The following is a 22,846-nucleotide window of genomic DNA, read 5'->3' on the forward strand; positions in this document are numbered from 1 at the left end:
CCACAATGAGGGCAAGTAAACTTAGCTCCTCGTTTAAAATTTAAATAAATATGAAGTTGTTCTTGTTCTTTATTAAATTCTTTATAACTAACAAACCATGGATCCTTTATATCTAATGCTTCTTGAAACATATCTAAATCTTCTTGAGTGTGTAACATTGACCATACCTCCAGTATTATTTTCATAGATTATTACCAGTATGGTCTATTAGATTTTTTTTAATCCAATATTATTTAGCGAGGAAGCAAATTTTTCATAAAGAGACCGACTCAACATTACTAATAATTTTAATGTTTTGAGTCGGCCTTTATCAATTATAATTTTGAAGACAAATTTAGAATTGCTTCAATAAATTTATTATTTTTTTAAAGGTTTTAGGTGGAACAACTTTTTCGATTTTCTTAATTAGTCGCATAATCTGATGTTTATTGGCAATATTAATTTTCTCCTTCCTTAAAATTCTTATTATGTTAACCGCTTCTTCAATTGATAATGGAATATGATATTGATTTGCTAGATTTATTAATTCTGCTGGGGTTATGGTGTTTATTCTTTGGTTCACGAATTTTCTAGTTATGGGGTTTAGCTTAGAGTTAATTTCAGCGATTTTTTGGTAGATAAAATATTCGGTTTGTAGGTTCAATTGAATCACCTCTTAGTTTAAATAGGACCATACTTTCCTTCCTTTATTTATCCTATGATTTTAAATACAGATTGTGAGCTGTTTTCTGATATACTGGGGAATTGCCTATTTTGTTTGATTGTAGGCAAAAAAACTATACACATAATTCATTTAAAACATAGCTTGAAGTATAGGGGAGAATAATTGTCTTCTAATAGGAGTTTCGATTGGACAAAAATTGGTATCTCCTAAAAAATTTTTTAGTGAGGAGGGTAATCTTGGGTACAACTAGTCAATACGGATACGGATGGTCGTGGATTTGGTGGATATTAATTATTTTCTTGTTTATATGGATTTTCTTTGGAATATTTAGAGGTTCCTATTATGGATACGGTGGTTATGGCGGTTATGGAGGGTACTATTAGACAAATTAATAACAATGAGGAAGATCTCTGGTCTTCCTCGATTCTATATATTTGAAGAAAATTCTGGGAAAGGAGGGGTAATGCAATGGGTTTAAGTTATTTTGGTGGTAAATATAGCATTATAATTTGGCTCTTAATTATCTTCCTGTTCATTTGGATTTTCTTTGGAGTATTTAGTCGTTTTTACTATTACGGCTATGGACCTTATTGGGGTTATGGTCCTTACTATCCTTACTATGGTCCATATGGTTTTGATCCATAAATATACTGATTAATAGTCATCAGACCATTTTTATTCAATCTAGATTAATATCTATACAGTAAGAAGTTGACTATCATATTTTATTTTAGAGGTAGTTCTTAACCTCAATACTCAAAGAAGGAGGGATAAAATATGTCTAAGGGATACTTCGGATATTACAGAAACTTACTTTTATTCATCCTATTAATAGTGATCTTCTTCTTCTTCCTAGGCGGATGGTATTACTAAGATGGAGTTGGTTGTAAAAAATTCTTAATGTGCGCACGTTAATTTATCGTAATATACAAGAAAAGATAGATCCAGTTAGATAGCCCTAGTGAGAATGAAGGGATAAAGGAGGGATATAAATGGCAAACTACGGATATGGAGGATATGGTTACTATAGAAACTTACTATTATTCATCTTACTAATCGTAATATTCTTCTTCTTCTTAAGCGGTTGGTACTATAACTAAATTAGTGGTTCCTCCTCATTGAGATATATGCTGAATCAAAACATCGTTACATGATGTTTTGATTCAGCATTTTTTCAATTTAAAAGCTAAACTATAATTACATTGTTAGTTGATATAATTTCTTAATTCTTCAAAATCCTTAATACATATCTTCCCTTTTTTCATTGTCAAAACACCATTTTTCTCTAAAGTTGAAATCATTCGATTTACATTTTCTCTAGCGGCACCAATGAAGTTAGCCAACTCTTGATGGGTCAAAGTCAGTTCAATGATTACTCCTTCAGGGGATTTTTTCCCATATTGTTTGGCCAGATTTATTAGTGTTGAAGCCAAAGCACCAAGCTTTCCATAAAGTGTGACATCTCTTAATTTAGAATGGGCTGAATATAAACGTTCTCCCATAATCTGAATGATGGAAACCCCGATTTCAGGATAGCGTAAGATGATTTTCTCTAAATCTTTATTGCGAATAATTACTATTTCACTATCTTCAATCGTTTCAGCGGTTACTGGATATGTAGTATTTCGGAAAAGGGAGGCTTGAGCGAATAGCTCTCCTGACTTAAGGATGCTGATTACAACTTCCTTCCCTTCATAAGAACTCTTACTTAGGCGAACCTTTCCTTTGCGTAAGAAATAAACTGCTTCTGCCGGATCACTTTCTACGAAGATTATTGTTCCTTTTGGAAATTTTTTCACCATTAAAACTCTATTTACAACTTCTTTCTTTTGTTCGGATAACTCGGATAGAAGTGGTATTAAATTTATTATCGTTTTTGTATTACTCTTTTCCATTTCCTTAGCCCCTTTAAAGCGTTTTTAGATTATGCAATTTCAATCGATTTCTAAATAGCTTAAGCATAATACCTTAGTATGAGAAACACAACAAACCAAATGGTATTAATGATTTCAATGATACCTATTTTTCTAATAGATAAATTATTTTTTCTATGGCTATATAACATTCTTAAAAACGAAAGTACAAAAGCAAGTCCAACGTATATATCACCAACCATATAACCGATTATTGGTAATAACAACATGTAAAGATTAGCAAAAATTTTAAAAGAATGATTATCTTTTTCCCGTACTAAGCTCTTGACGTACAGTGCAGATCCAAAGAAGAAGAGGATATTCAATATCCAGACATTAACAATCGTTTTATTAAGTATACTTGAATCAACATAATTAGTTCCCACCTTATAAGAAGCAAATATGGTACTAGTTAATGCCATTATCGATATCAGGTCATTTAACAGAGACCGTTCCTTTTTAATTTTTATATAATAAATATTCACAAATAATGAAATTATTGCTACTGATAGGTAGATTAATTTTGGGTGGTTAATGATTACTGGAATTCCTATGATGGTTCCAATCACCAAATATGTTACTGCATATTTCCACATTTGTTTTCTGTCTCTAGGTTGTCTAATTCCCTGTAGAAAAGGGGATATCGAGATATATAAGAAAAAGATACTGAAAAAAAGGATTACATGTAACCATTTAAATTGAGATAATGTCGCTCCGATGATAAATGGGGCTATCCACATCGCCCAAGCACCATGTTCCTTTGGTAAAATTATCTTCATAAATATTTCTCCTATAAAATAAGTTTTTATATAATTAAGTTTAACAATATATTTAATTTCTTTCAATGCCAAGATGTTAGCGACACTTAATGTGATTAAAATCATTTCTCGATTTTTATAATTTTGTTACGATAGATATAATGGAAAAGATGATAACTGTTTTGGAGGAATATAAATGAAAAAACAATTCCAAGATTTAACTAGTGTTAAGAGTTGTCGAGGTTGTTCTCATGCTAATTATCAAGATCAAGAGCTAATAGTGAAGATTCAAGAAGAATTAAAAAATTCCTTATTAGAAGATAGGATGAGATCTTTCGCTAAATCACATTTTTTATATCACCGTCCGTTTGAAATTAATATTGCTCGCTGTCCTAATAGTTGCTCTAAGCCACAGATTTCTGATATTTCTATAATTGCTATGAAAAAACCTATTGTGACAGAACAACAGTGTTTAGATTGTAGGGTATGTGAAACAGAATGTAAGGAAAATGCAATAAGCTTTTCAGGTGGATATCCTCTATTCGATTACGACCTATGTATAAATTGCGGAGATTGTATTAGAGTCTGTCCTTCCGGAACTATCTCCTTTAAAGAAATAGAATTTCAGTTTGCAGTTGGTGGTAGATTAGGTCGTCATCCTCGATTTGCGATAGAAATTGGAACTACTTCTTCTGTTGATGAGATTGTTGAATGGGTAAAATCTACGATTCAATTATATAAAGATAATATTTCTAAAGAAGAACGGTTTTCATCTGTTTTAGATCGCTTTGGTATTAACGAATTTCAAAAACATATTTTAATGATTAATAATAAGAAATAGTGTTATTTTGTGTACGCTCTAAAACATATTGGGGTGAATTGAATGTCTAGCAAACTCAATAACAGCCATAGAAGTTTTAACAATATTGTAATGATTTCCACAGGAATTTCTCTGGCATTTATCATTGTTGTCTATTTGATTATAATAATGAATTTTCGAGTAGCATATCGTTATCTTATTTTGTTTACTATCTCTTTTGTTTTCTCTTCAATTCTATTTTATGTTATTTTTAAACAACAGGAACAATTGAAGGCCGAACGAAAACAATTAATTACGCTATTTCAACATGTATCAGATGGAATTTTAATTTTAGATGAGAATAAGAACATTATTGAAATGAATGAAGCTGCTCGTGATTTACTTGGCGGCGTAGGTATGTCTAATTTTTTTTGTGATATCTGTCAGGATTCTCATGGACAAATAAAAATTTGTGAATATGATAAATGCTTTTTAGACTTCAAAAAGTTATCTTATTATGAATTACAATTGAAGCATCTAACTAAGGGGAAAATCCCAGTATCCGTTAGCACATCTACGTATTTTGGTACTAATCAAAAACTTTTAACAATCGTTTCCATTAGAAACATTAGCGAATATCGTAAAACTGAGCGGAGTCGAATCAACAATATGGTAACTACTTCCATGATCAAAGCTCAAGAAAAAGAGAGAAAGCGTCTATCACGAGAACTTCATGATGGAATAGGGCAATCTATTTTCAGTATTTTGTTAGGGTTGGAGTATTTAATTCCTCAATTAAAAAATGAGGAGTTAAAGGGATACGTGACTAATTTGCGAAACACCACCAAGCAAACTTTGGAAGAAATAAGGCATATGGCTGTTGAATTAAGACCTTCAGTTCTTGATGATTTAGGATTGGTTGCAGCACTAAAATCATATATTAAGACCTTTGGAGAAACATTCGGAATTCAAATTAATTTTGAATATAGCGCCAACAAACAACGTCTTCCTTCTAACATGGAAACAGCTTTATACCGCATCAGTCAAGAAGCATTAACTAATGCGGCTAAATATGCTGATACTGACAGAATTGACCTTTCTTTAACCAATATCAAGAATGAAGTAATTCTAACAATTACAGACTATGGAAAAGGATTTTCCGTTGATGATATATTTCAAAGAGAAAAAGGTGTGGGATTATATAGTATGGAAGAACGAGCGGCGATGTTAAATGGTTCTTTCCATATCACATCACAGGTGGGAAAAGGAACAGAAATCAAAGTTAGAATTTCGTTAGAGTAGAAAGGGGAAACAAATGACTTCAATTCGTATTTTATTAGTAGATGATCATACGGTTGTTCGTTCTGGATTGAAGATGTTACTTAATGCACAACCCGATATGGTAGTTGTAGGTGAAGCAGCGGATGGAAATGAGGGTATTGCTAAGGCTCTTGATTTGAATCTAGATGTAATTTTAATGGATTTAAGCATGCCCCGTGGGAGAGATGGATTTTCTTCTACAGCAGAATTAAAAAAGGTATTACCAAATATCAATGTGCTGATTTTAACAATGCATGACGATGACGAATATTTATTCAGGGCTTTAAAAGCAGGGGCCTCTGGATATATCTTAAAAAGTGCTCCCGGAGAGGAATTAATCAATGCTATTCGCACCGTATTCAAAGGTGAGGCATATCTCTATCCTACTGCAACCAAGAGGTTGATTGAAGGTTATTTGAATTTCGCGGAAAAAGGTGAAGAGGATTCGATAGACCTATTATCTCCTAGGGAAAAAGAAATACTTTCATATGTGGCAATGGGTTATTCAAATAAAGAAATTGCTGATCGATTAATAATTAGTGTAAAAACTGTTGAAAGTCATAAAGCGAAGATTATGGAAAAATTACAATTTACCAGCCGTCCAGAATTAGTTAAATATGCGATTAAAAAAGGCTTAATAGATTTTGATGATTAAACTACCTTTGTTCCAAGGGTAGTTTTTTTGTGGAAAAGTAAAATACAACTTTAATCAAAAGTCCCTTAATATTTTTGATCTTTAATAAGTTTTTTGTTTTAGGAATTCTATTATCTTTCATTTGAAAAAATATGGGATATATGAGAGTAGGGGAATTACTACCCGAAAATAGGGGAGTTCCCTAATATGGTTTTTACTATATCCAAAGTAAAATTGAAATTAAATAAGGTAATCATTCCTAATTAATTTTACTTATTAAAAAATATATTGAGGAGGACTTAAGATGGCAACAATAAAGAATTGGGAGCCAGAAAATGAAGTTTTTTGGGAGACAGAAGGTAAAAAAATTGCAAGTCGAAACTTATGGATTTCGATTCCAGCATTAGTATTAGCCTTTTCTGTTTGGCAAATGTGGTCAATATTAGCGGTTAATTTAAATAATATTGGCTTTAATTTTACAACTGATCAATTATTTTTATTAGCAGCGCTTCCTGGTTTAAGTGGTGCAACATTGCGTATTTTTTATTCTTTCGTTATTCCGATATTTGGTGGACGTAACTGGACAGTTATCAGTACTGCAAGTTTAGTAATTCCAGCAATTTGGTTAGGATTTGCTATTCAAGACCCTAATACGTCATTTACTACAATGGCGATTATCGCTATTCTTGCAGGTTTAGGAGGAGGAAATTTTGCCTCTTCAATGTCTAATATCGGTTTTTTCTATCCAAAGAGATTACAAGGAACAGCTTTAGGTTTAAATGGTGGCTTGGGTAACTTAGGGGTAAGTTTAGCTCAATTTACTATTCCAGTTATTATCTCTTTTGGAGTATTTGGTGCTATTGCTGGAGGTCCACAAACTTGGACAGATGGAACTACAACAAAACAAGTATATCTTCAAAACGGTGCATTTATTTGGGTGATTCCGATCATCATTACAGTAATAGCAGCTTACTTCGGTATGAATAACTTGGCAACTGTGAAAGCATCGGTTAAAGATCAGTTAGTCATTTTTAAAAGAAAGCATATGTATTTGTTAACGATCTTATATATTATGTCTTTTGGATCTTTTATCGGATTTTCAGCAGCATTTCCTTTATTGATCAAAAATCAATTCCCTGATGTAAATGCTTTACAGTTTGCATTTTTAGGACCATTTATCGGAGCATTGATTCGTCCAGTTGGAGGTTGGGTCTCTGATAAACTTGGAGGTACAAGAGTAACTTTTTGGGATAACATCGTTTTAATTATCGCAAGTCTTGGAGTGCTTTATTTCATCAGTATTGATAATTTTGTAGGATATTTTGCAATGTTTATGTTACTATTCTTTGCTACAGGAATTGCCAATGGCTCAGTATTCCGAATGATTCCTTCAGTATTTAAAGACCCTACTGAATCATCTGCAATTGTAGGATTTAGTTCAGCCATTGCGGCTTACGGAGCATTCTTAGTTCCAAGAATCTTTGGTTGGTCAATTAAGACCACTGGTTCTGGAAACACTGCATTTTATATCTTGATCGTCTACTACCTGATTACTTTATTCATAACTTGGTTCTTCTACATGCGTAAGAATTCTGGTGTAAAAGCATAGTCCGATTAAAATAATTACTGATAGGAATAATTATTTGAAAGAGGTGACAGTAATGCCAGTTCCTGAATTATTGGATCTTAAAAAAGAAAGGATAAAGATCCTTCACTTAACTTGGTTTGCTTTCTTCTTAACATTTTTTACTTGGTTTAATATGGCGCCTTTAGCCACAACGATTGTTAAGACAACTCCATGGTTAACTATGGATCATCTTAAAGCATTAGCAATACTTAACGTTGCTCTTACTATTCCAGCAAGGATTATCATCGGGATGTTACTCGATAAATATGGGCCACGATTGGTATTTTCCGGATTGTTAGTTTCAATGGCGATTCCAACTTTTGCTTTTGCTTTTGGTAATACTTGGACTCAATTGCTTATTTCTCGTTTAGTACTTAGTACAATCGGTGCAGGATTTGTAATTGGAATCCGTATGGTTGCTGAATGGTTTCCGCCTAAGATGGTTGGTAGGGCAGAAGGGTTTTATGCAGGTTGGGGTAACTTTGGCTCCGCTGCTGCTGCAATCATTATTCCTTATATCGCTTTAGACTTTTTTGGTGGAGATAATGGCTGGAGGTATGCAATTGCCTTTACAGGGGTAATCAATCTTATATATGGTGTTATTTACTTTTTCACTGTAAAGGATACACCAGAAGGAAAGACTTATCAAAAACCCAAAAAAGTTGGTGCAATGGAAGTTAGCAGTTGGTGGGATATGGTACAGCTTATCTTGTGGACTTTCCCACTATTTGGTGCTTTGGGTTTACTTACGTGGCGTTTGAAAAACTTAGGTTTTATCTCAATAGCTACGATGAACACAATCTATCTTATCTTGGTGTTGTTATTCATCTATCAAGTTTACAAGATATTGCAAGTTAATGTTCCGATATTGAAAAAGGGAGTTCCTGAAGATGATAAGTATAACTTTAGGAATGTTGGGGTTTTAAACGCAACATACTTTGCAAACTTTGGTGCTGAACTTGCTGTGGTTTCTATGCTTCCAACATTCTTTCAACAAACTTATAATCTTAGTCCAACATTAGCAGGACTTCTTGCTTCATCCTTTGCATTTGTTAACTTGTTTGCAAGACCACTGGGTGGTTTGTTATCGGATAAATTAAAAAATCGCAGACTAGTAATGCTAATTTATATGTTTGGTATAGGCGTCGGTTTTGTATTGATGGGATTAATCAATTCTGGTTGGCCTGTGGTACTTGCTGTGATAATTACAATCTTGACTTCGATGTTTGTGCAAGGAGCTGAAGGAGCAACATTTGCTATTATCCCACTTATTAAGAAACGTATTACTGGGCAAGTGGCAGGAATGGCCGGTGCCTATGGTAATGTCGGAGCAGTTGTCTATCTAACGATTTTTACAATGGTATCCGCGAAACAGTTCTTTTACATTCTGGCTTTTGGAGCATTTATTAGCTTTGTCCTAGCGTTCCTCTTCTTAGAAGAACCTAAGGGATCCTTCGCAGATGAATACGAGCTTTCTTCAGTAGACAAAGATGCTGAATCTAATAGTCCAAAAGTTCAATTTAATAAAGAACTTGTTAATGAACAATAAATTAATTTAATCTACTTGATTCCTTTATCAATTGAGAAAGGAGAAGTCTAATGAAGAAAAAGCTTTCACCGTTATTAAAAAAGTTACGCTTTTTCCAACCATCTGAAAAATATTCAGATGGTTGGAGTGAATTAAGTCCTAAAGATAGAGAATGGGAAAGTATCGTTCGTCAACGATGGCAGCATGATAAAGTGGTCAGAACGACACATGGGGTAAACTGTACTGGTTCTTGTAGTTGGAAAGTTTTTGTAAAGAACGGAATCATTACCTGGGAAAATCAAGCTACTGATTATCCAAGTACAGGACCTGATATGCCAGAATATGAACCAAGAGGTTGTCCACGGGGTGCTTCCTTTTCTTGGTATATCTATAGTCCTCTTCGTGTCAAATATCCATACATTAGAGGAATCTTATTAAAATTCTGGCGTGAAGCATTGAAAGAAACTAATGATCCAGTAGAAGCATGGAAAAGTATTATCGAGAATCCGGAAAAAGCACGTGCTTACAAAGAAGCACGTGGTAAAGGTGGGCTAGTCCGTGTTTCATGGGATGAAGTAAGACAAATCATTGCAGCGCAGATGATTTATACCATCAAAAAATATGGTCCAGACCGCATAGCAGGTTTTACACCTATTCCGGCAATGTCAATGGTGAGTTATGCCTCTGGTTCACGATTCTTATCCTTAGTAGGGGCACCAATGTTAAGTTTTTATGATTGGTATGCTGACTTACCTCCTGCATCACCACAAATATGGGGTGAGCAGACTGACGTACCAGAAAGTAGTGATTGGTACAATGCTGGATATTTGATGATGTGGGGTTCAAATGTTCCATTAACACGTACTCCTGATGCTCACTTTATGACAGAAGTTCGTTATAAGGGAACTAAAGTTGTCTCCGTCAGCCCTGATTATGCTGAGTCGGTAAAATTTGCTGACACATGGTTAGCTGTGAATCCAGGTTCAGACGGTGCACTTGCTCAAGCAATGACTCATGTTATCTTAAAAGAGTTTTACGTTGATAAGGAAACAGAATACTTTTATGACTATGCTAAAAAATATACTGATTTACCATATTTAATCACTTTACAAAAACAAGGTGATAAATTCGTAGCTGACCGTTTTCTATTGGCAAGTGATTTGGGATTAAACTTAGATAATGCTGAATGGAAGACAGTGGTCTTTGATCAAAAATCAAGTAAGTTTGTAGTTCCAAATGGTAGTATCGGTCATAGATGGGAAGGCAAGGGGAAATGGAATCTGAAAATGACCGACGAAAATGGTAATCCATACGACCCAAAAATCTCCTTACTAGGAGTAGAAGATGATGTTGTAACGATTCAACTCCCATATTTTGACGATCAGAACCGTAGTTTATTAAATCGTTCTGTACCTGTTAAAAAAATACTACGGGACGGAAAAGAGATTTATGTAACTACCGTATTTGATGTAATGTTAGCCAACTATGGAATTGATCGTGGCTTAGGCGGAGATTATCCAACCGATTATGATGATAAAAAACCATATACTCCAGCATGGCAAGAAGAATTTACTGGTGTAAAACGAAGTCAAGTAATTCAAATTGCTCGTGAATTTGCTCAAAATGCAGTTGATACTAAGGGACGTTCCATGATTATCATGGGAGCTGGAATTAACCATTGGTTCAATGCTGATACAATCTACCGCACTATTTTGAATTTAGTTCTACTTACTGGTTCACAAGGTGTAAATGGTGGCGGTTGGGCACACTATGTTGGTCAAGAAAAAGTACGTCCAGCGGAAGGATGGCAAACAGTTGCCTTTGCTCGAGATTGGTCGATGCCACCACGTTTACAAAATGCAACTTCCTATTATTATTTCGGAACGGATCAGTGGCGTTACGAAGAATTACCAATGAATGAATTGACTTCAGCAACCGTTGATAAACCAAGATATCAGCATTCGGCAGATTATAATGCCTTGGCTGCACGTTTGGGATGGTTACCATCCTATCCACAATTTAATCGTAACTCCCTACAACTTTTAAAAGATGCTAAAAAAGCTGGAGCTTCAAATAATGAAGAAGCAATTAAATATATTGTTGATCAACTTAAGGAAAGACGAATGGAATTCGCTGTTGAAGACCCAGATAACCCAGTTAACTTCCCACGTACTTTATTTGTATGGAGAGCAAACTTAATCTCTAGTTCTGGAAAAGGACATGATTATTTCCTTAAGCATTTCTTAGGAACATCACATGGGATACTTGGTTCTGATCAAACAGAGTTACGAACAAGTGAAGTTAAATGGCATGAAAAGGCGCCTGAAGGCAAATTGGATCTATTTGTAAATCTTGAATTTAGAATGACTGGTAACGCTATTTTCTCGGATATTGTTTTACCTGCGGCTACTTGGTATGAAAAGCATGATATCAGTAGTACAGATATGCATCCATTCGTACATCCATTTAACCCAGCAATCGCACCACCTTGGGAAGCTAAGTCTGATTGGGATATCTTTAAAAGTTTAGCTAAAACTTTTTCTGAAATGGCTGAGAAATACTTTACTGAACCAGAAAAAGATGTTGTAGCAATGCCGTTATTACACGATTCACCTGGAGAAATATCCCAACCTTTTGGTAAGGTAAAAGACTGGCGTAAAGGTGAAGTTGACCCGATTCCTGGAAAGACCATGCCTAATCTTGTAATTGTTGAGAGGGATTACAGGAAGATATATGAGAAGTTTATCTCATTAGGACCTTTATTGAAAAAAAATCCTGTGGGAGCCCATGGAGTTGCGTGGTCGGCTGAAGAACAATACGAACAATTAAAGCAACTACTTGGAACTGTAAAATCAGGAATTGCCAAAGGTATGCCGAAACTTGATAGTGCATTAAATGCAATTGAAGCTATCCTTACCCTTTCTAGTGCAACAAATGGTAAGATGGCTATCAAGGCTTGGGAAGCTGAAGAGAAGAAAACTGGTTTACAATTAAAGGATTTGGCTCAAGACCGTGAAGCAGAGCACTTTAATTTTAAAGAGATTACTGCTCAACCAAGAGAAGTTATCGCGACACCTATCTTCAGTGGATCAAACAAAGGTCGACGTTATTCACCATTTACTACAAATATTGAACGTTTAGTTCCATTTAGAACATTGACTGGACGTCAACATTTCTACGTTGATCATGAAATTATGCTTGAGTTTGGTGAAGGTTTACCTGTATTTAAACCAGTATTACCTACTCATGCATTTGCTAAGAATGAGGAGCTACCTGATTCAGAAGGTAAGAAGATTACACTCCGTTATCTAACACCACATGGAAAGTGGAATTTCCACAGTATGTATGGTGATGGATTATTGATGCTAACCCTTTTCCGTGGTGGTCCAAACGTCTGGATGAATAATGAAGACGCAGAGGAAATTGGAATAAAAGATAATGATTGGATTGAAGTTTACAATCGTAACGGAGTTGTTGTAGCTAGAGCAGTGGTAAGTCATCGTATTCCTAAGGGAACAACTTTTATGTATCACGCTCAAGATAGAACAATCAATACACCGGGTTCAACTATTACCCACTTACGTGGTGGTACCCATAATAGTCCGACAAGAATTCACTTAAAACCTACCCATGTTATCGGAGGCTATGCTCAGTTTAGTTATGGATTTAACTACTACGGACCTACTGGTAACCAACGGGACTTAAAGGTTATCATTCGAAAGCTTAAGGAGGTGTCCTGGCTTGAAGATTAAAGCGCAAATCGCTATGGTGATGAACCTTGACAAATGTATCGGCTGTCACACATGTAGTGTGACCTGTAAAAATACCTGGACGAATCGCTCAGGCGCTGAGTATATGTGGTACAACAATGTTGAAACGAAGCCAGGGATTGGTTACCCGATGGAATGGGAAAATCAAGACCACTATAAAGGTGGTTGGATTCTGAAAAATGGCAAACTAGAACTTAAAGCCGGAAATAGATTAAGTAAGTTGGCTAATATTTTCTATAACCCCAATCTACCTACGATCGATGATTACTATGAGCCATGGACTTATGACTACGAAACTCTAACTAAGAGTCCTCGCAAGAAAAATCAGCCAGTCGCTAGACCAAAATCATTGATAACTGGCGAAACGATGGAATTAAAATGGGGACCTAACTGGGAAGATGATTTAGCAGGTGCCCATGAAACAGGTAAACGTGATTATAACTTCAAGGGGATCGAAGAAGAAATCCGTTTAGAATTTGAACAGGCATTTATGATGCATCTTCCACGTATTTGTGAGCATTGTCTTAACCCATCATGCGTAGCTTCGTGCCCATCAGGTGCGATATATAAGCGTGATGAGGATGGTATTGTTTTAGTTGATCAAGAAGAATGTCGTAGTTGGCGTTTTTGTATGAGCGGTTGTCCATATAAAAAAGTTTATTTTAACTGGAAAACACAAAAAGCTGAAAAATGTACACTATGTTTTCCAAGGATTGAAGTTGGCTTGCCAACAGTGTGTTCAGAGACTTGTACAGGGCGTATCAGATATATTGGTGTCCTATTATATGATGCAGATCGAGTTAAGGAAGTGGCTTCCACTCCAAATGAAAAAGACTTATATAAAGAACAATTAAGTCTATTTCTAGATCCATTTGATCCTGAAGTGATTGAACAGGCAAAACGTGATGGGATCACTGAAGATTGGTTAGAAGCAGCACGTAAATCACCAATATACAAATTGGCGATAAAGTATCAGTTAGCACTACCGCTACATCCAGAGTATAGAACTTTACCAATGATTTGGTACGTTCCACCTTTAAGTCCGATTATGAATCTTTTTGAAGGGCAAGGTAGCGTTTCAGATCCTAGCGATATCTTCCCAGCAATTGATGAAATGCGGATTCCAATTCAATATTTAGCTAATCTATTAACTGCTGGTGATGGGGATGTTGTTAAGGCGGTATTAAAACGTATGGCGGTGATGCGTCAAGTTATGCGTGCCAAAAATATTGGTAAGGAATTTGATCAAAGTATGATAAAAGAACTTGGTTTAACTGAAGAAATCATTGAAGAAATGTATCGTCTATTGGCGATTGCAAAATATGATGATCGTTTTGTAATTCCAACTGCCCATAAAGAAGAATATATGAATCTATACGTTGAGCAGGGTAGTACAGGATATGGAGATATAGGTCAGTCATGTGATACTTGTATGAATGATAGTCATTTTGATAGTTCAAGTTTCTTCCTACAAATAGGTGAAAAAAATGGAAAATAGAGAGATTTTACGCCTAATATCACTTTTGTTACAATATCCTGAACCTGAATGGGTAGCAGCTCTTTTAGAAGACGATCTTTTAGAAATAGCTGACAACGATATCCATGCCAAAATAAAAAAATTTCTTGAGTACCTAAGGCAACATTCCATTGATGAAATACAAGAAAAATACGTCCAAACATTTGACTTTAATGAAAAGACAAATTTATACCTTACTTATGCAATAAAGAAAGATGAGAAGGAGCGTGGAGAACTTCTCATCTCTTTAAAAAAAATCTATGAAGACCATGGGTTAGAAATGGATCCTGAAGAATTACCAGATTATTTACCACTAATTCTAGAATTTATCTCCATCGCTGATGAAGTGACTACTGAAAAGTTGATTGAACAATTTAGTGAGCCAATCAATCAGTTGCAACTAGAGTTATCAAAAACCAAAAGTCCATACGCAGAATTGCTAAGTGCTTGTCAATTGACAATTAGTAAGGTTGTCCACCGGTAAAGGAGGGATGTATTTGTGAACTATTGGAATCAATTTTTGTGGGTGATTTTTCCTTACCTAATGCTAGCTACTTTCGTTGTTGGACACATTTATCGTTATAATACAGATCAAATAGGTTGGACGGCGAAATCAAGTGAGTTTTTGGAAAAGAATAACCTAAAATGGGGAAGCATTTTATTTCATATAGGTATTCTCATGGTGTTTGGAGGACATGTTGTGGGACTACTTGTTCCCAAATCGGTGGTGGAGGGACTTGGAATTTCTGAAGAGATGTATCATGCTAGTGCTATCTACGGTGGTGGACTAGCGGGTATCATTACCTTGATTGGGATAATAATTCTGCTATTTCGCCGGATTAGTGATTCCCGAGTTATCGCAACAAGCAGCTTTAATGATACATTGATCGCTGTCCTTTTACTAGTCGAGATCGGAATGGGTGTATATAATACCTTAGGTTTTAACTTATTTGTTGGTGGTTTTGACTATCGTGAAACAATAGCACCGTGGATAAGAGGACTTTTTATCTTAAAGCCTAATCCACTTCTGATGAAAGATGTTCCACTATTCTTTAAGTTACACACGATCTTTGCATTTGCGATTTTTGGCCTTTGGCCATTTACCCGCCTTGTGCACGTGTGGAGTTTACCCCTTGAATATATTAGGAGAAGTTACATCGTTTATCGTAGTAGAAGAACAAAGAAAGCCTATTAAAAATCAATTCCATTCCCTTTATTTAAATAAAATATGGTTAAGCGATTAGGCATAAGAAAGAAAATTTTCTTATGCCTAATTCGTTTCTCTACTATAAAATTTAGGTAAGATTAGGTAAAATAATAATTGGGTACAACCTTTTTATACTTCATTAATTTTTATGAGAAAGTGTGGGCTATATGAATTTTTACAATCTACAAACATTATCAATTGGAGTAATCTTTATAGTTACAGTTTTAATTGCCCTGTACTTAGGAATTTTGTATGGTAAAAAAACGCAAAAAAAAATAATAATCGATGGTAACGATACGTCAAATTATTTAAATGAGACTGAGATGGAAGAGAATAAAAATATTCGCCACTCAATCGTAAAAAAAATGACTACTCTTCAAGAAGAAATAGATGCAGATTTTTTAGGATTAGCAATCTATGATGCAATGACTGAAGAAATTAGATGGCGTTTAGCTGTTGGAGCAACGAATTCACGATATAAGCGAATCGTTATCAGATTAGGAAAAGGAATAGCTGGAGAAGTTATTCAGCTAAATCGCACAATTAAGATTGAGGATTTTCCCCACGATGTTTTGGGAGATCCGATAGAATATCCCATTTTATTAGTGGAGTATCTTAAAAGTGTAATCGCGGTGCCCGTTGCGGATCAACAGAGGATCTATGGTGTGCTTCTTGTTGGTCAAAGAAATAAAAGAATTTTTACTGATATAGAAGAACAGAGAGCTTTACTAAAAGCTAAAGAAATTGCCAAAGAATTGGAATTAGCTAATATTTTTAAGCGAGTCACTCATGATTCAACAGAAATAACAAATGTAAATATTTATGATTGTATCTTTGTTCAATATTTGATGAGACGCCAACATGAAATTAATAATGAAAAACGAGGCGAACTTCAGTTTGAAATCTTAGATCAGGCTATTGTTGAGATACCATGGAAAGTTCAGAAAAAATTGATTAAGAACTTAGAGGAAATATTAAACATAGTTAGTCAAAGAGAAACCGATCGGGTTAATATTAGTATAGTACGTGATGAGAATTATTTAGTAGTTGAATGTATCAGCAACAGGATGATACCTTCAACGAAAATGGTTTTTGAAAATATTTATAATCGATTAGGCGAAATAGGTGGCTCTATTATTTCTTACTATGAAAAAGATCAATTACATTTTTTAATGCAAATCCCCTTATCTTTAAAGACTCTAAGTGTACTTTCTGATTAATGGACTCAATTATGTTGACAAAATTCGACATAATTCGTAACATGGGATTAACAGTACTGGAGAGTTCTATTTAGAGGGGTTATGTAGATTGGAAAGCAGAAAAATAACTAGAAAACTAAAAACTTGGAAGATCATCAATGAGCCTTTGTATGATGCTATTGCTGTAAAATATCGGAAGTTAATGGAATTTTCCCGTGATGTAGGAAAAAGCCATCGTCAAGTTCAGAGATGGATTTTTGAAGGGGCAATTCCTAGGGAAGAAGTTAAAATGAATATTAGCAAAATCCTTGATAAACCAACTTATATTTTATTTGATAAAGAAAAAATCGATGAGCGAAAGCGACAACTTAATAGGTATTAATTTAACTCCCTTATTTTGAACTGACTCCTGTCAAGTGAACAGGGGTCAGTTCATCTTTAAAGGGGGTTTTTTTCTAATAGGTTAAAAATTACCGCACTTATACAAAATACAATCATTAATTAAATCAGTCTTAAGAAGTAGAAAGAAACCTCCGAAGGGCTGTGTTATGAAAGTATATTTAAAATTATCATGTAAGTGAGTAATTCGAAAAGAAATACTTCTTAAGGTAAAGGAGGTTTCATAATGGTATTACAGATCGGTAACTATCGAATAACCATCGAGAAAAAAGCTAGCTCTTACAAAGGTCAGCAAGTTATGATAAAAGATATTGATGATGAAATAGATAAGATAAAGGTTGAGTTATTATCTAAGTCGGCATTATATCGATTTTGGCGATAATTTTTGGAAAAAAGCAGATAAAAGATGGTAAAATCTTAACTAGGAGGGGTGTCAAATGTCCAAATACATGATTGGGATATTAATAATATTATTTGGTATTTACAACTTACTTAAAAATTTTGGTATTGACTTAGGATTAGAAAGTATAGTTGGTACTTATTGGCCTGTAATTATTATTGTGATAGGTATTAAATTTTTTTTAGAAGGGTTAATTAGGTTCATTTCCGGTTTAAAGAAAGATTATTGGAGGACTAGAAAACTAATTCATGGAACAATAATTATTGTTCTGGGAGTTTTCTTATTGGGCAATAATTTAGGATGGTTCGAAATGACTTTTAGTGATTTTTGGAGTCTACTATGGCCATTACTTTTGATCTATATCGGTATTAATATCCTATTTAAACCAAAATGGTATGAAGTAGACATTGATAGAGAAGATGATAAACATCTTGTTAGGCGAAAAAGTTGGGTTGGTGAAGTTGTATTGGGCGGCGGTAATACTTGGAATTTAGACGATGTAAAAATATGGCATGGGATAGGTTCTACTTATGTTGATTTGACAAGTGCAATTATTCCGGAACGTGAGGTAATGATTGATATAGTTGCTATGGTCGGTGAGATAACTTTATTATTACCTGAAGATATACCAATAAAGGTAAATGCTGGAGTGAAAGTCGGTGAGTTAAATATGATGCATCAAAAATATTCAGGCAAGGGCCGTTTTGTAACCTACGAAAGTGAAGATTACAAGGAAAAACAAAAAAAACTAAATATAATGATTTCACTTTCAGTTGGTGAAGTAACGATTAAGCGAGTGGATTGAAGATGAAACTTTTTCAACCAAAAAAACTTGTTAGTATTCAATGGATTATTCTAAGGGAACATTTTAAAGGAGCTTTTTTTACAGTAGTAGCAATTGATTTTTTATTCCTATTTTTTAGTTGGATAATTACTGAAATTTTACCTTGGAGAGAGTCAGTTGAAAGTTTCTTGGGATTTCCAATTTACTCACTAACTTATTTTTCTATTTTAGGGATGATTTTTGTTGTTGGGACGATTTTTGCTTTGATATCAACTATTTTTGTCGGATATCCTTTAGGAAACTGGCTTAAAAAAAGTTTATATGCAATTACGGATGCTGCTGAAACTTTTTCTAGAGGAAAATTGGATCATCGCATCCAAATTAAAGAATATGATGAGGTGGCTTTAGTAGCTTTGCGCTTTAATCAGATGGCTGACCGAATTCAGAACCAAGTTAATTCTTTGCAACGATTGATCGATGAAAATGCTAGACTTGTAAAAGAGACTAAATATTCAGCTACCTTAGATGAGAGACGACGTTTAGCAAATGAATTGCACGATGCAATTAGTCAGCAACTCTTTGCAATTTCGATGACATTAGCCTCATTGTCTAAAATGATGACAATTGATCCAGAAAATGCTAAGAAGATTTTTTTGAATTTAGAAGGGATGGTTGCTAATGCTCAACAGGAGTTGCGAGCTTTAATTATGGATCTTCGTCCTATAACCTTAGAAGGATCTTCCCTGGTTGAGGGAGTTGAAAAACTTTTAAAGGAATTGCAACAAAAACATTCCCAAATTCTTTGGGAGTGGGAAGTTGATAAACAATTATCCTTAAATCAAGGTATTGAGGATCAACTATTTCGAATTATTCAAGAAGCATTATCTAATATGTTACGGCACTCAAAGGCGAAGCGTTTTCGTTTAAAATTGATAAGCAAAAAGGATCGGATATTTCTGGTGATGGAAGATAATGGAGTAGGTTTTAAGATTTTAGAGAAGAAAACGAGTTCGTATGGATTAACAACGATGAGAGAAAGAGTTGAAGAAATTGGTGGTAGATTGGATATTCTTACATATCCTAATAAAGGTACAAGAATTGAAATTAGAGTACCTATAGGGACCGGAAGAAGGAGGGAAGTTGATGGATAGAAAAATCAGAGTGTTAGTGATTGATGATCATGAGATGGTCAGAATGGGACTAACAACTTTTCTATCATTAGAACCTGATATGGAAGTTGTTGGTGAAGGAAGTAATGGAAAAGATGGTGTTGAATTAGCATGTAAGTTGAATCCGGATGTTGTTTTAATGGATCTAGTAATGGATGAAATGGATGGTATAGCTGCTACCAAAGAACTAAAAAAGAAATGTCCCAATGTGAAGGTAATTGTCTTAACCAGTTTTATTGAACAGGATAAAGTTTTTTCTGTTATTGAAGCAGGTGCATTTAGTTATTTATTAAAAACTTCCCGAGCAGAAGAAATTACAACGGCAATCCGTCAAGCTGTCATTGGTATTCCTACCATTGATAGCAAGGTGACAGGTATGATGATTAATAGAATGCAAAAGGAACCACCAAAGCATGAACATTTAACCCCTAGGGAATTAGAAGTACTCTCATTAATCGGTAAAGGAATGAGTAATAAAGAGATAGGTGAGACTTTATTTATTGGAATAAAAACTGTAAAAACCCATGTAAGCAATATTTTAGCAAAGTTAGAATTAGATGATCGAACTCAAGCCGCAATATATGCTAATAAACATGGGTTAAGTTAACTCTAACTTTTTACTTCTTTCTAGCAATCATGTGTCTTTGGGGACGTAAGGTTATTTCAGACATAATCGTGCCATCACGTTGAGATAATACTGTTTCTAAAGCATTAGCAACGCACTCAGGTGTTATATAACTTTCTGGCAATTCAGCTTCTTTAAAATCTAAATGTTCGTAAAAGGGGGTTTTTGTGATATCTGGATGGATAGCAATTATCTTCACTCCAGATTTACGAACTTCGTCGAACAAACTAGTACTAAAATGTGACAAAGCAGCTTTGGTTGCCGCGTAAGCACATCCATAGGTACTAGATTTTTTTGCAGTAATTGAGGAAATGTTTACAATGAACCCCTTAGTCTTTTTCAACTCCCGCAATAGTAAATGTGTAATGATAAGTGGTGCTTGTATATTAGTTTTAACCATCGATTCGATTTGTTTAGGATTTATTTGTTCATGGGGACCAAAATATCCAACCCCAGCGTTATTTACTAAAATAAAAATCTCCTTTTCCTGCTTTTTTATTTCTTTGATATTCTTAGTTAGCTCATTTGTATCTGTAATATCGCAGGAAACTTTAATAAATAAAGGGTTATCATAGCTTGTCTTTGCAAAGTCTCTTGCGAAACCATATACTTTATAGCCTAGTTCGATCAATTTTATTGATACCTGTAAGCCAATCCCTGAGGATGCACCTGTAACAATGGCTGACTTCATCATGCTACTCCTCTCATATAAAAATTTTATCAGCTGGTATATAGTTATTAATCATTTGGTATATTTCTTTTACTAGCATATTGGTAATCTCGTCAGAATAACTCACAACACCATTTTTTATCTCAAAGGAATAGTAAAGTAAAGCAGAATCAGAACGGTGTTTTTTGATACTCTTCAGGTAATCCTTCGGCATCCGAAATACACCGATGCTAGCATCTTCAATTTTGTTTATAGGTAAAACGTTAAATGTTTTATCAATACATTCTTTGTAATGTTTTTTCCAATTTTCAATATGAAGAATTGGATCGAAACTAAGTCTAACTTTCCATCCATCATCAATAGCCTGTTTGATACTGTTTAGTCTTGCCTCAAGGGAAGGTGTTCCCCGTTCGTATTGTTGCACAACTTCCTCTGGAGAGATCGTCCAAGCTAAGATAACATTATCTGCCGGTGATAGATGTTTAATAGCTGAATAGTTTACGCTTTTAGTTCTAATCTCAATCGATAAATCAGGTTGATCTGTTGCAAATTCAATCCAGGTTGAAGCAAAAGGAACAATATTTTCTAGTGCTAAAAGGTCAGTGTCATAAGAGATAGCTAGGTAGACTGGATGTTTTTTTAACTGTTGTTTTAATTCAGTTAAAAAATCCTCGATATTGACAAAAATTACAATATTAGAAGAAGAAAACATTCCTTGTAGATAACAATAATCACAATGGTAAATACAATTCAAAATTGAGGCTGTATAGTAAAAATGTTGATTACCAAAGTCATGACAAACCTCTGCACCAGGATAGATAAAGTTATCTTTTTTTTTGGCTAAAATTAATTTTTGGCTATTTTTTTGTAAAAAAAAGTTTTGTTTAGAACGATTAAAGACGTCTTTATAATGTTCGATCTCGATTACTTTCGCCTTTGGAAAGCGATTAAGTATTCTTTTAGTTAAATGATGATCTAAAATTTCTTTTTCAATATAGATATGGGAAAAATTATTTAAAAAGAAGTCGTTCTTTGATCTGTTCAAAATACTTCTTCCCCTCATATTTTGATTCTACATATGTATCCGAAAAGTCATCTAAGATGGAAAGATTATGTTTAGTACGAATGATAAATTGTTTAGCTAGTTGTATCAATTGATGACGCATTGTTGATGATAGTTGTAAATTGTCACCGATTTTTGATAACAATTTATAGTCATCCTCGGTTAATAAGTCAGTTATATTTACTTGATTGATTGCTAAACTATTTTGGATTAATTTTAAGATGTTTGTCAAGTTTTCATTGATTAGCTTGGTTACCATCTCTTTAGAAACGGTTGTTGGCTCAAGGAAATCCGATACTATCTTAACCAAGTATATATTGTGTGGAGGTAAGAAGGAAGAGGCGGCTTCAAAAAAACCAGCCCCTTCCATGTCGAACAAATCTCCTTGGAAATTCTTGGTTAAGGACTTGTCTACAATTTGAGAAAATGTTTCTAATGTTCCCTCAGAAAAAGGATGTTTAATTATGATATCTGGATAATAGCTTTTGTTAGTTTCATGATAAATGACTTTATGACATAGAAAAGCTTGTCCTAGATGAAAGTCTTTGTTTTTTGTCCCAGCAACACCAATATTAAGGATTAAATCTGAGGTTTTAGCATTAAACAAGGTTAATAGGTAGGTAGTTGCAATTGTAGCAGTGAAGACACCAGTACCACTTATGATAAGTTTTATTTCATCATTTTCAAAGATTTGATATTTTGATATTTTGTGTGTTCTTTTTAAATTATAGTATTCGATCAGTGGTTTTGCTTCATGATAGATGGCTGTTACTATATATATCATTGTATAACTCCTCGATT

The 22,846-nt window shown here is 34.3% G+C and carries 23 protein-coding genes; 17 read left to right on the forward strand and 6 right to left on the reverse strand.

Features of this window, described 5'->3' with window-relative positions; translation table 11 throughout:
• Positions 1-334 precede the first annotated feature (334 nt).
• Complete coding sequence (locus tag BHF71_RS02370; RefSeq protein WP_176717283.1) at positions 335-643, reverse strand: DUF2624 family protein; 309 nt, start codon at positions 641-643, stop codon at positions 335-337.
• 257 nt (positions 644-900) lie between these two features.
• Between BHF71_RS02370 and BHF71_RS12020 the strand changes: the two genes are divergently transcribed.
• Positions 901-1,047: a hypothetical protein gene (locus tag BHF71_RS12020; protein WP_176717284.1), complete on the forward strand. Its 147-nt coding sequence runs from the start codon at positions 901-903 to the stop codon at positions 1,045-1,047.
• 85 nt (positions 1,048-1,132) lie between these two features.
• On the forward strand, positions 1,133-1,309 hold the full coding sequence (locus BHF71_RS12025) for a hypothetical protein (RefSeq protein ID WP_176717285.1): 177 nt from the start codon (positions 1,133-1,135) through the stop codon (positions 1,307-1,309).
• Positions 1,310-1,869: 560 nt separating this feature from the next.
• On the opposite strand, the gene BHF71_RS02375 is transcribed toward BHF71_RS12025, so the two are convergent.
• Together BHF71_RS02375 and BHF71_RS02380 are read right to left on the reverse strand one after the other, a co-directional pair.
• Complete coding sequence (locus tag BHF71_RS02375) at positions 1,870-2,559, reverse strand: Crp/Fnr family transcriptional regulator (protein WP_069656076.1); 690 nt, start codon at positions 2,557-2,559, stop codon at positions 1,870-1,872.
• Positions 2,560-2,618: 59 nt separating this feature from the next.
• A complete protein-coding gene (locus BHF71_RS02380) occupies positions 2,619-3,356 on the reverse strand; it encodes a YwiC-like family protein (RefSeq protein ID WP_069656077.1) in 738 nt (245 codons plus the stop codon).
• Positions 3,357-3,531: 175 nt separating this feature from the next.
• Between BHF71_RS02380 and BHF71_RS02385 the strand changes: the two genes are divergently transcribed.
• The 15 genes from BHF71_RS02385 to BHF71_RS02450 all read left to right on the forward strand — a co-directional run bounded on the left by BHF71_RS02385 (position 3,532) and on the right by BHF71_RS02450 (position 20,294).
• Positions 3,532-4,176: a 4Fe-4S dicluster domain-containing protein gene (locus BHF71_RS02385; protein WP_069656078.1), complete on the forward strand. Its 645-nt coding sequence runs from the start codon at positions 3,532-3,534 to the stop codon at positions 4,174-4,176.
• 42 nt (positions 4,177-4,218) lie between these two features.
• Entirely contained in the window at positions 4,219-5,436 is a 1,218-nt protein-coding gene (locus tag BHF71_RS02390; protein WP_069656079.1) for a PAS domain-containing sensor histidine kinase, read from the forward strand.
• Positions 5,437-5,449: 13 nt separating this feature from the next.
• A complete protein-coding gene (locus BHF71_RS02395; RefSeq protein WP_069656080.1) occupies positions 5,450-6,109 on the forward strand; it encodes a response regulator in 660 nt (219 codons plus the stop codon).
• A gap of 283 nt (positions 6,110-6,392) precedes the next feature.
• The gene (locus BHF71_RS02400) at positions 6,393-7,697 is read left to right on the forward strand and encodes a NarK family nitrate/nitrite MFS transporter (RefSeq protein WP_069656081.1); all 1,305 of its coding nucleotides are present in this window, start codon (positions 6,393-6,395) and stop codon (positions 7,695-7,697) included.
• Between the two features lie 52 nt (positions 7,698-7,749).
• Complete coding sequence (locus BHF71_RS02405) at positions 7,750-9,264, forward strand: NarK family nitrate/nitrite MFS transporter (RefSeq protein ID WP_069656082.1); 1,515 nt, start codon at positions 7,750-7,752, stop codon at positions 9,262-9,264.
• Between the two features lie 50 nt (positions 9,265-9,314).
• Complete coding sequence (locus BHF71_RS02410; RefSeq protein ID WP_069656083.1) at positions 9,315-12,995, forward strand: nitrate reductase subunit alpha; 3,681 nt, start codon at positions 9,315-9,317, stop codon at positions 12,993-12,995.
• Entirely contained in the window at positions 12,985-14,511 is a 1,527-nt protein-coding gene (gene narH, locus BHF71_RS02415; RefSeq protein WP_069656084.1) for a nitrate reductase subunit beta, read from the forward strand. The genes BHF71_RS02410 and narH overlap by 11 nt, the downstream gene beginning before the upstream one ends.
• Positions 14,501-15,013 (forward strand): nitrate reductase molybdenum cofactor assembly chaperone, encoded by a 513-nt coding sequence (narJ, locus tag BHF71_RS02420; protein WP_069656085.1) that lies wholly within the window; start codon positions 14,501-14,503, stop codon positions 15,011-15,013. Before narH ends, narJ begins: the two co-directional genes overlap by 11 nt.
• Before the next feature lie 15 nt (positions 15,014-15,028).
• On the forward strand, positions 15,029-15,724 hold the full coding sequence (gene narI / locus BHF71_RS02425; RefSeq protein ID WP_084024121.1) for a respiratory nitrate reductase subunit gamma: 696 nt from the start codon (positions 15,029-15,031) through the stop codon (positions 15,722-15,724).
• A gap of 179 nt (positions 15,725-15,903) precedes the next feature.
• The gene (locus tag BHF71_RS02430) at positions 15,904-16,956 is read left to right on the forward strand and encodes a GAF domain-containing protein (protein WP_069656086.1); all 1,053 of its coding nucleotides are present in this window, start codon (positions 15,904-15,906) and stop codon (positions 16,954-16,956) included.
• An 88-nt stretch (positions 16,957-17,044) separates the two neighbouring features.
• Positions 17,045-17,317: a hypothetical protein gene (locus BHF71_RS02435; protein ID WP_069656087.1), complete on the forward strand. Its 273-nt coding sequence runs from the start codon at positions 17,045-17,047 to the stop codon at positions 17,315-17,317.
• 243 nt (positions 17,318-17,560) lie between these two features.
• Positions 17,561-17,716: a hypothetical protein gene (locus tag BHF71_RS12030; RefSeq protein WP_176717286.1), complete on the forward strand. Its 156-nt coding sequence runs from the start codon at positions 17,561-17,563 to the stop codon at positions 17,714-17,716.
• Between the two features lie 55 nt (positions 17,717-17,771).
• Complete coding sequence (liaF, locus tag BHF71_RS02440; RefSeq protein ID WP_069656088.1) at positions 17,772-18,539, forward strand: cell wall-active antibiotics response protein LiaF; 768 nt, start codon at positions 17,772-17,774, stop codon at positions 18,537-18,539.
• 2 nt (positions 18,540-18,541) lie between these two features.
• Positions 18,542-19,669 (forward strand): sensor histidine kinase, encoded by a 1,128-nt coding sequence (locus BHF71_RS02445; RefSeq protein ID WP_069656089.1) that lies wholly within the window; start codon positions 18,542-18,544, stop codon positions 19,667-19,669.
• The gene (locus tag BHF71_RS02450; RefSeq protein ID WP_069656090.1) at positions 19,662-20,294 is read left to right on the forward strand and encodes a response regulator; all 633 of its coding nucleotides are present in this window, start codon (positions 19,662-19,664) and stop codon (positions 20,292-20,294) included. Before BHF71_RS02445 ends, BHF71_RS02450 begins: the two co-directional genes overlap by 8 nt.
• A gap of 10 nt (positions 20,295-20,304) precedes the next feature.
• On the opposite strand, the gene BHF71_RS02455 is transcribed toward BHF71_RS02450, so the two are convergent.
• Genes BHF71_RS02455 through BHF71_RS02465 form a run of 3 tightly spaced genes read right to left on the reverse strand, consistent with a single transcriptional unit; the run spans position 20,305 to position 22,829 of the window.
• A complete protein-coding gene (locus BHF71_RS02455; RefSeq protein WP_069656091.1) occupies positions 20,305-21,003 on the reverse strand; it encodes an SDR family oxidoreductase in 699 nt (232 codons plus the stop codon).
• A gap of 13 nt (positions 21,004-21,016) precedes the next feature.
• Positions 21,017-22,027: an SPL family radical SAM protein gene (locus BHF71_RS02460; protein WP_218064915.1), complete on the reverse strand. Its 1,011-nt coding sequence runs from the start codon at positions 22,025-22,027 to the stop codon at positions 21,017-21,019.
• The gene (locus tag BHF71_RS02465; protein ID WP_069656093.1) at positions 21,993-22,829 is read right to left on the reverse strand and encodes a 5'-methylthioadenosine/S-adenosylhomocysteine nucleosidase family protein; all 837 of its coding nucleotides are present in this window, start codon (positions 22,827-22,829) and stop codon (positions 21,993-21,995) included. Before BHF71_RS02465 ends, BHF71_RS02460 begins: the two co-directional genes overlap by 35 nt.
• Between the last annotated feature and the right edge of the window lie 17 nt (positions 22,830-22,846).

The sequence above is a fragment of the Vulcanibacillus modesticaldus genome (assembly GCF_001730235.1).
Lineage (GTDB): Bacteria > Bacillota > Bacilli > Tepidibacillales > Tepidibacillaceae > Vulcanibacillus > Vulcanibacillus modesticaldus.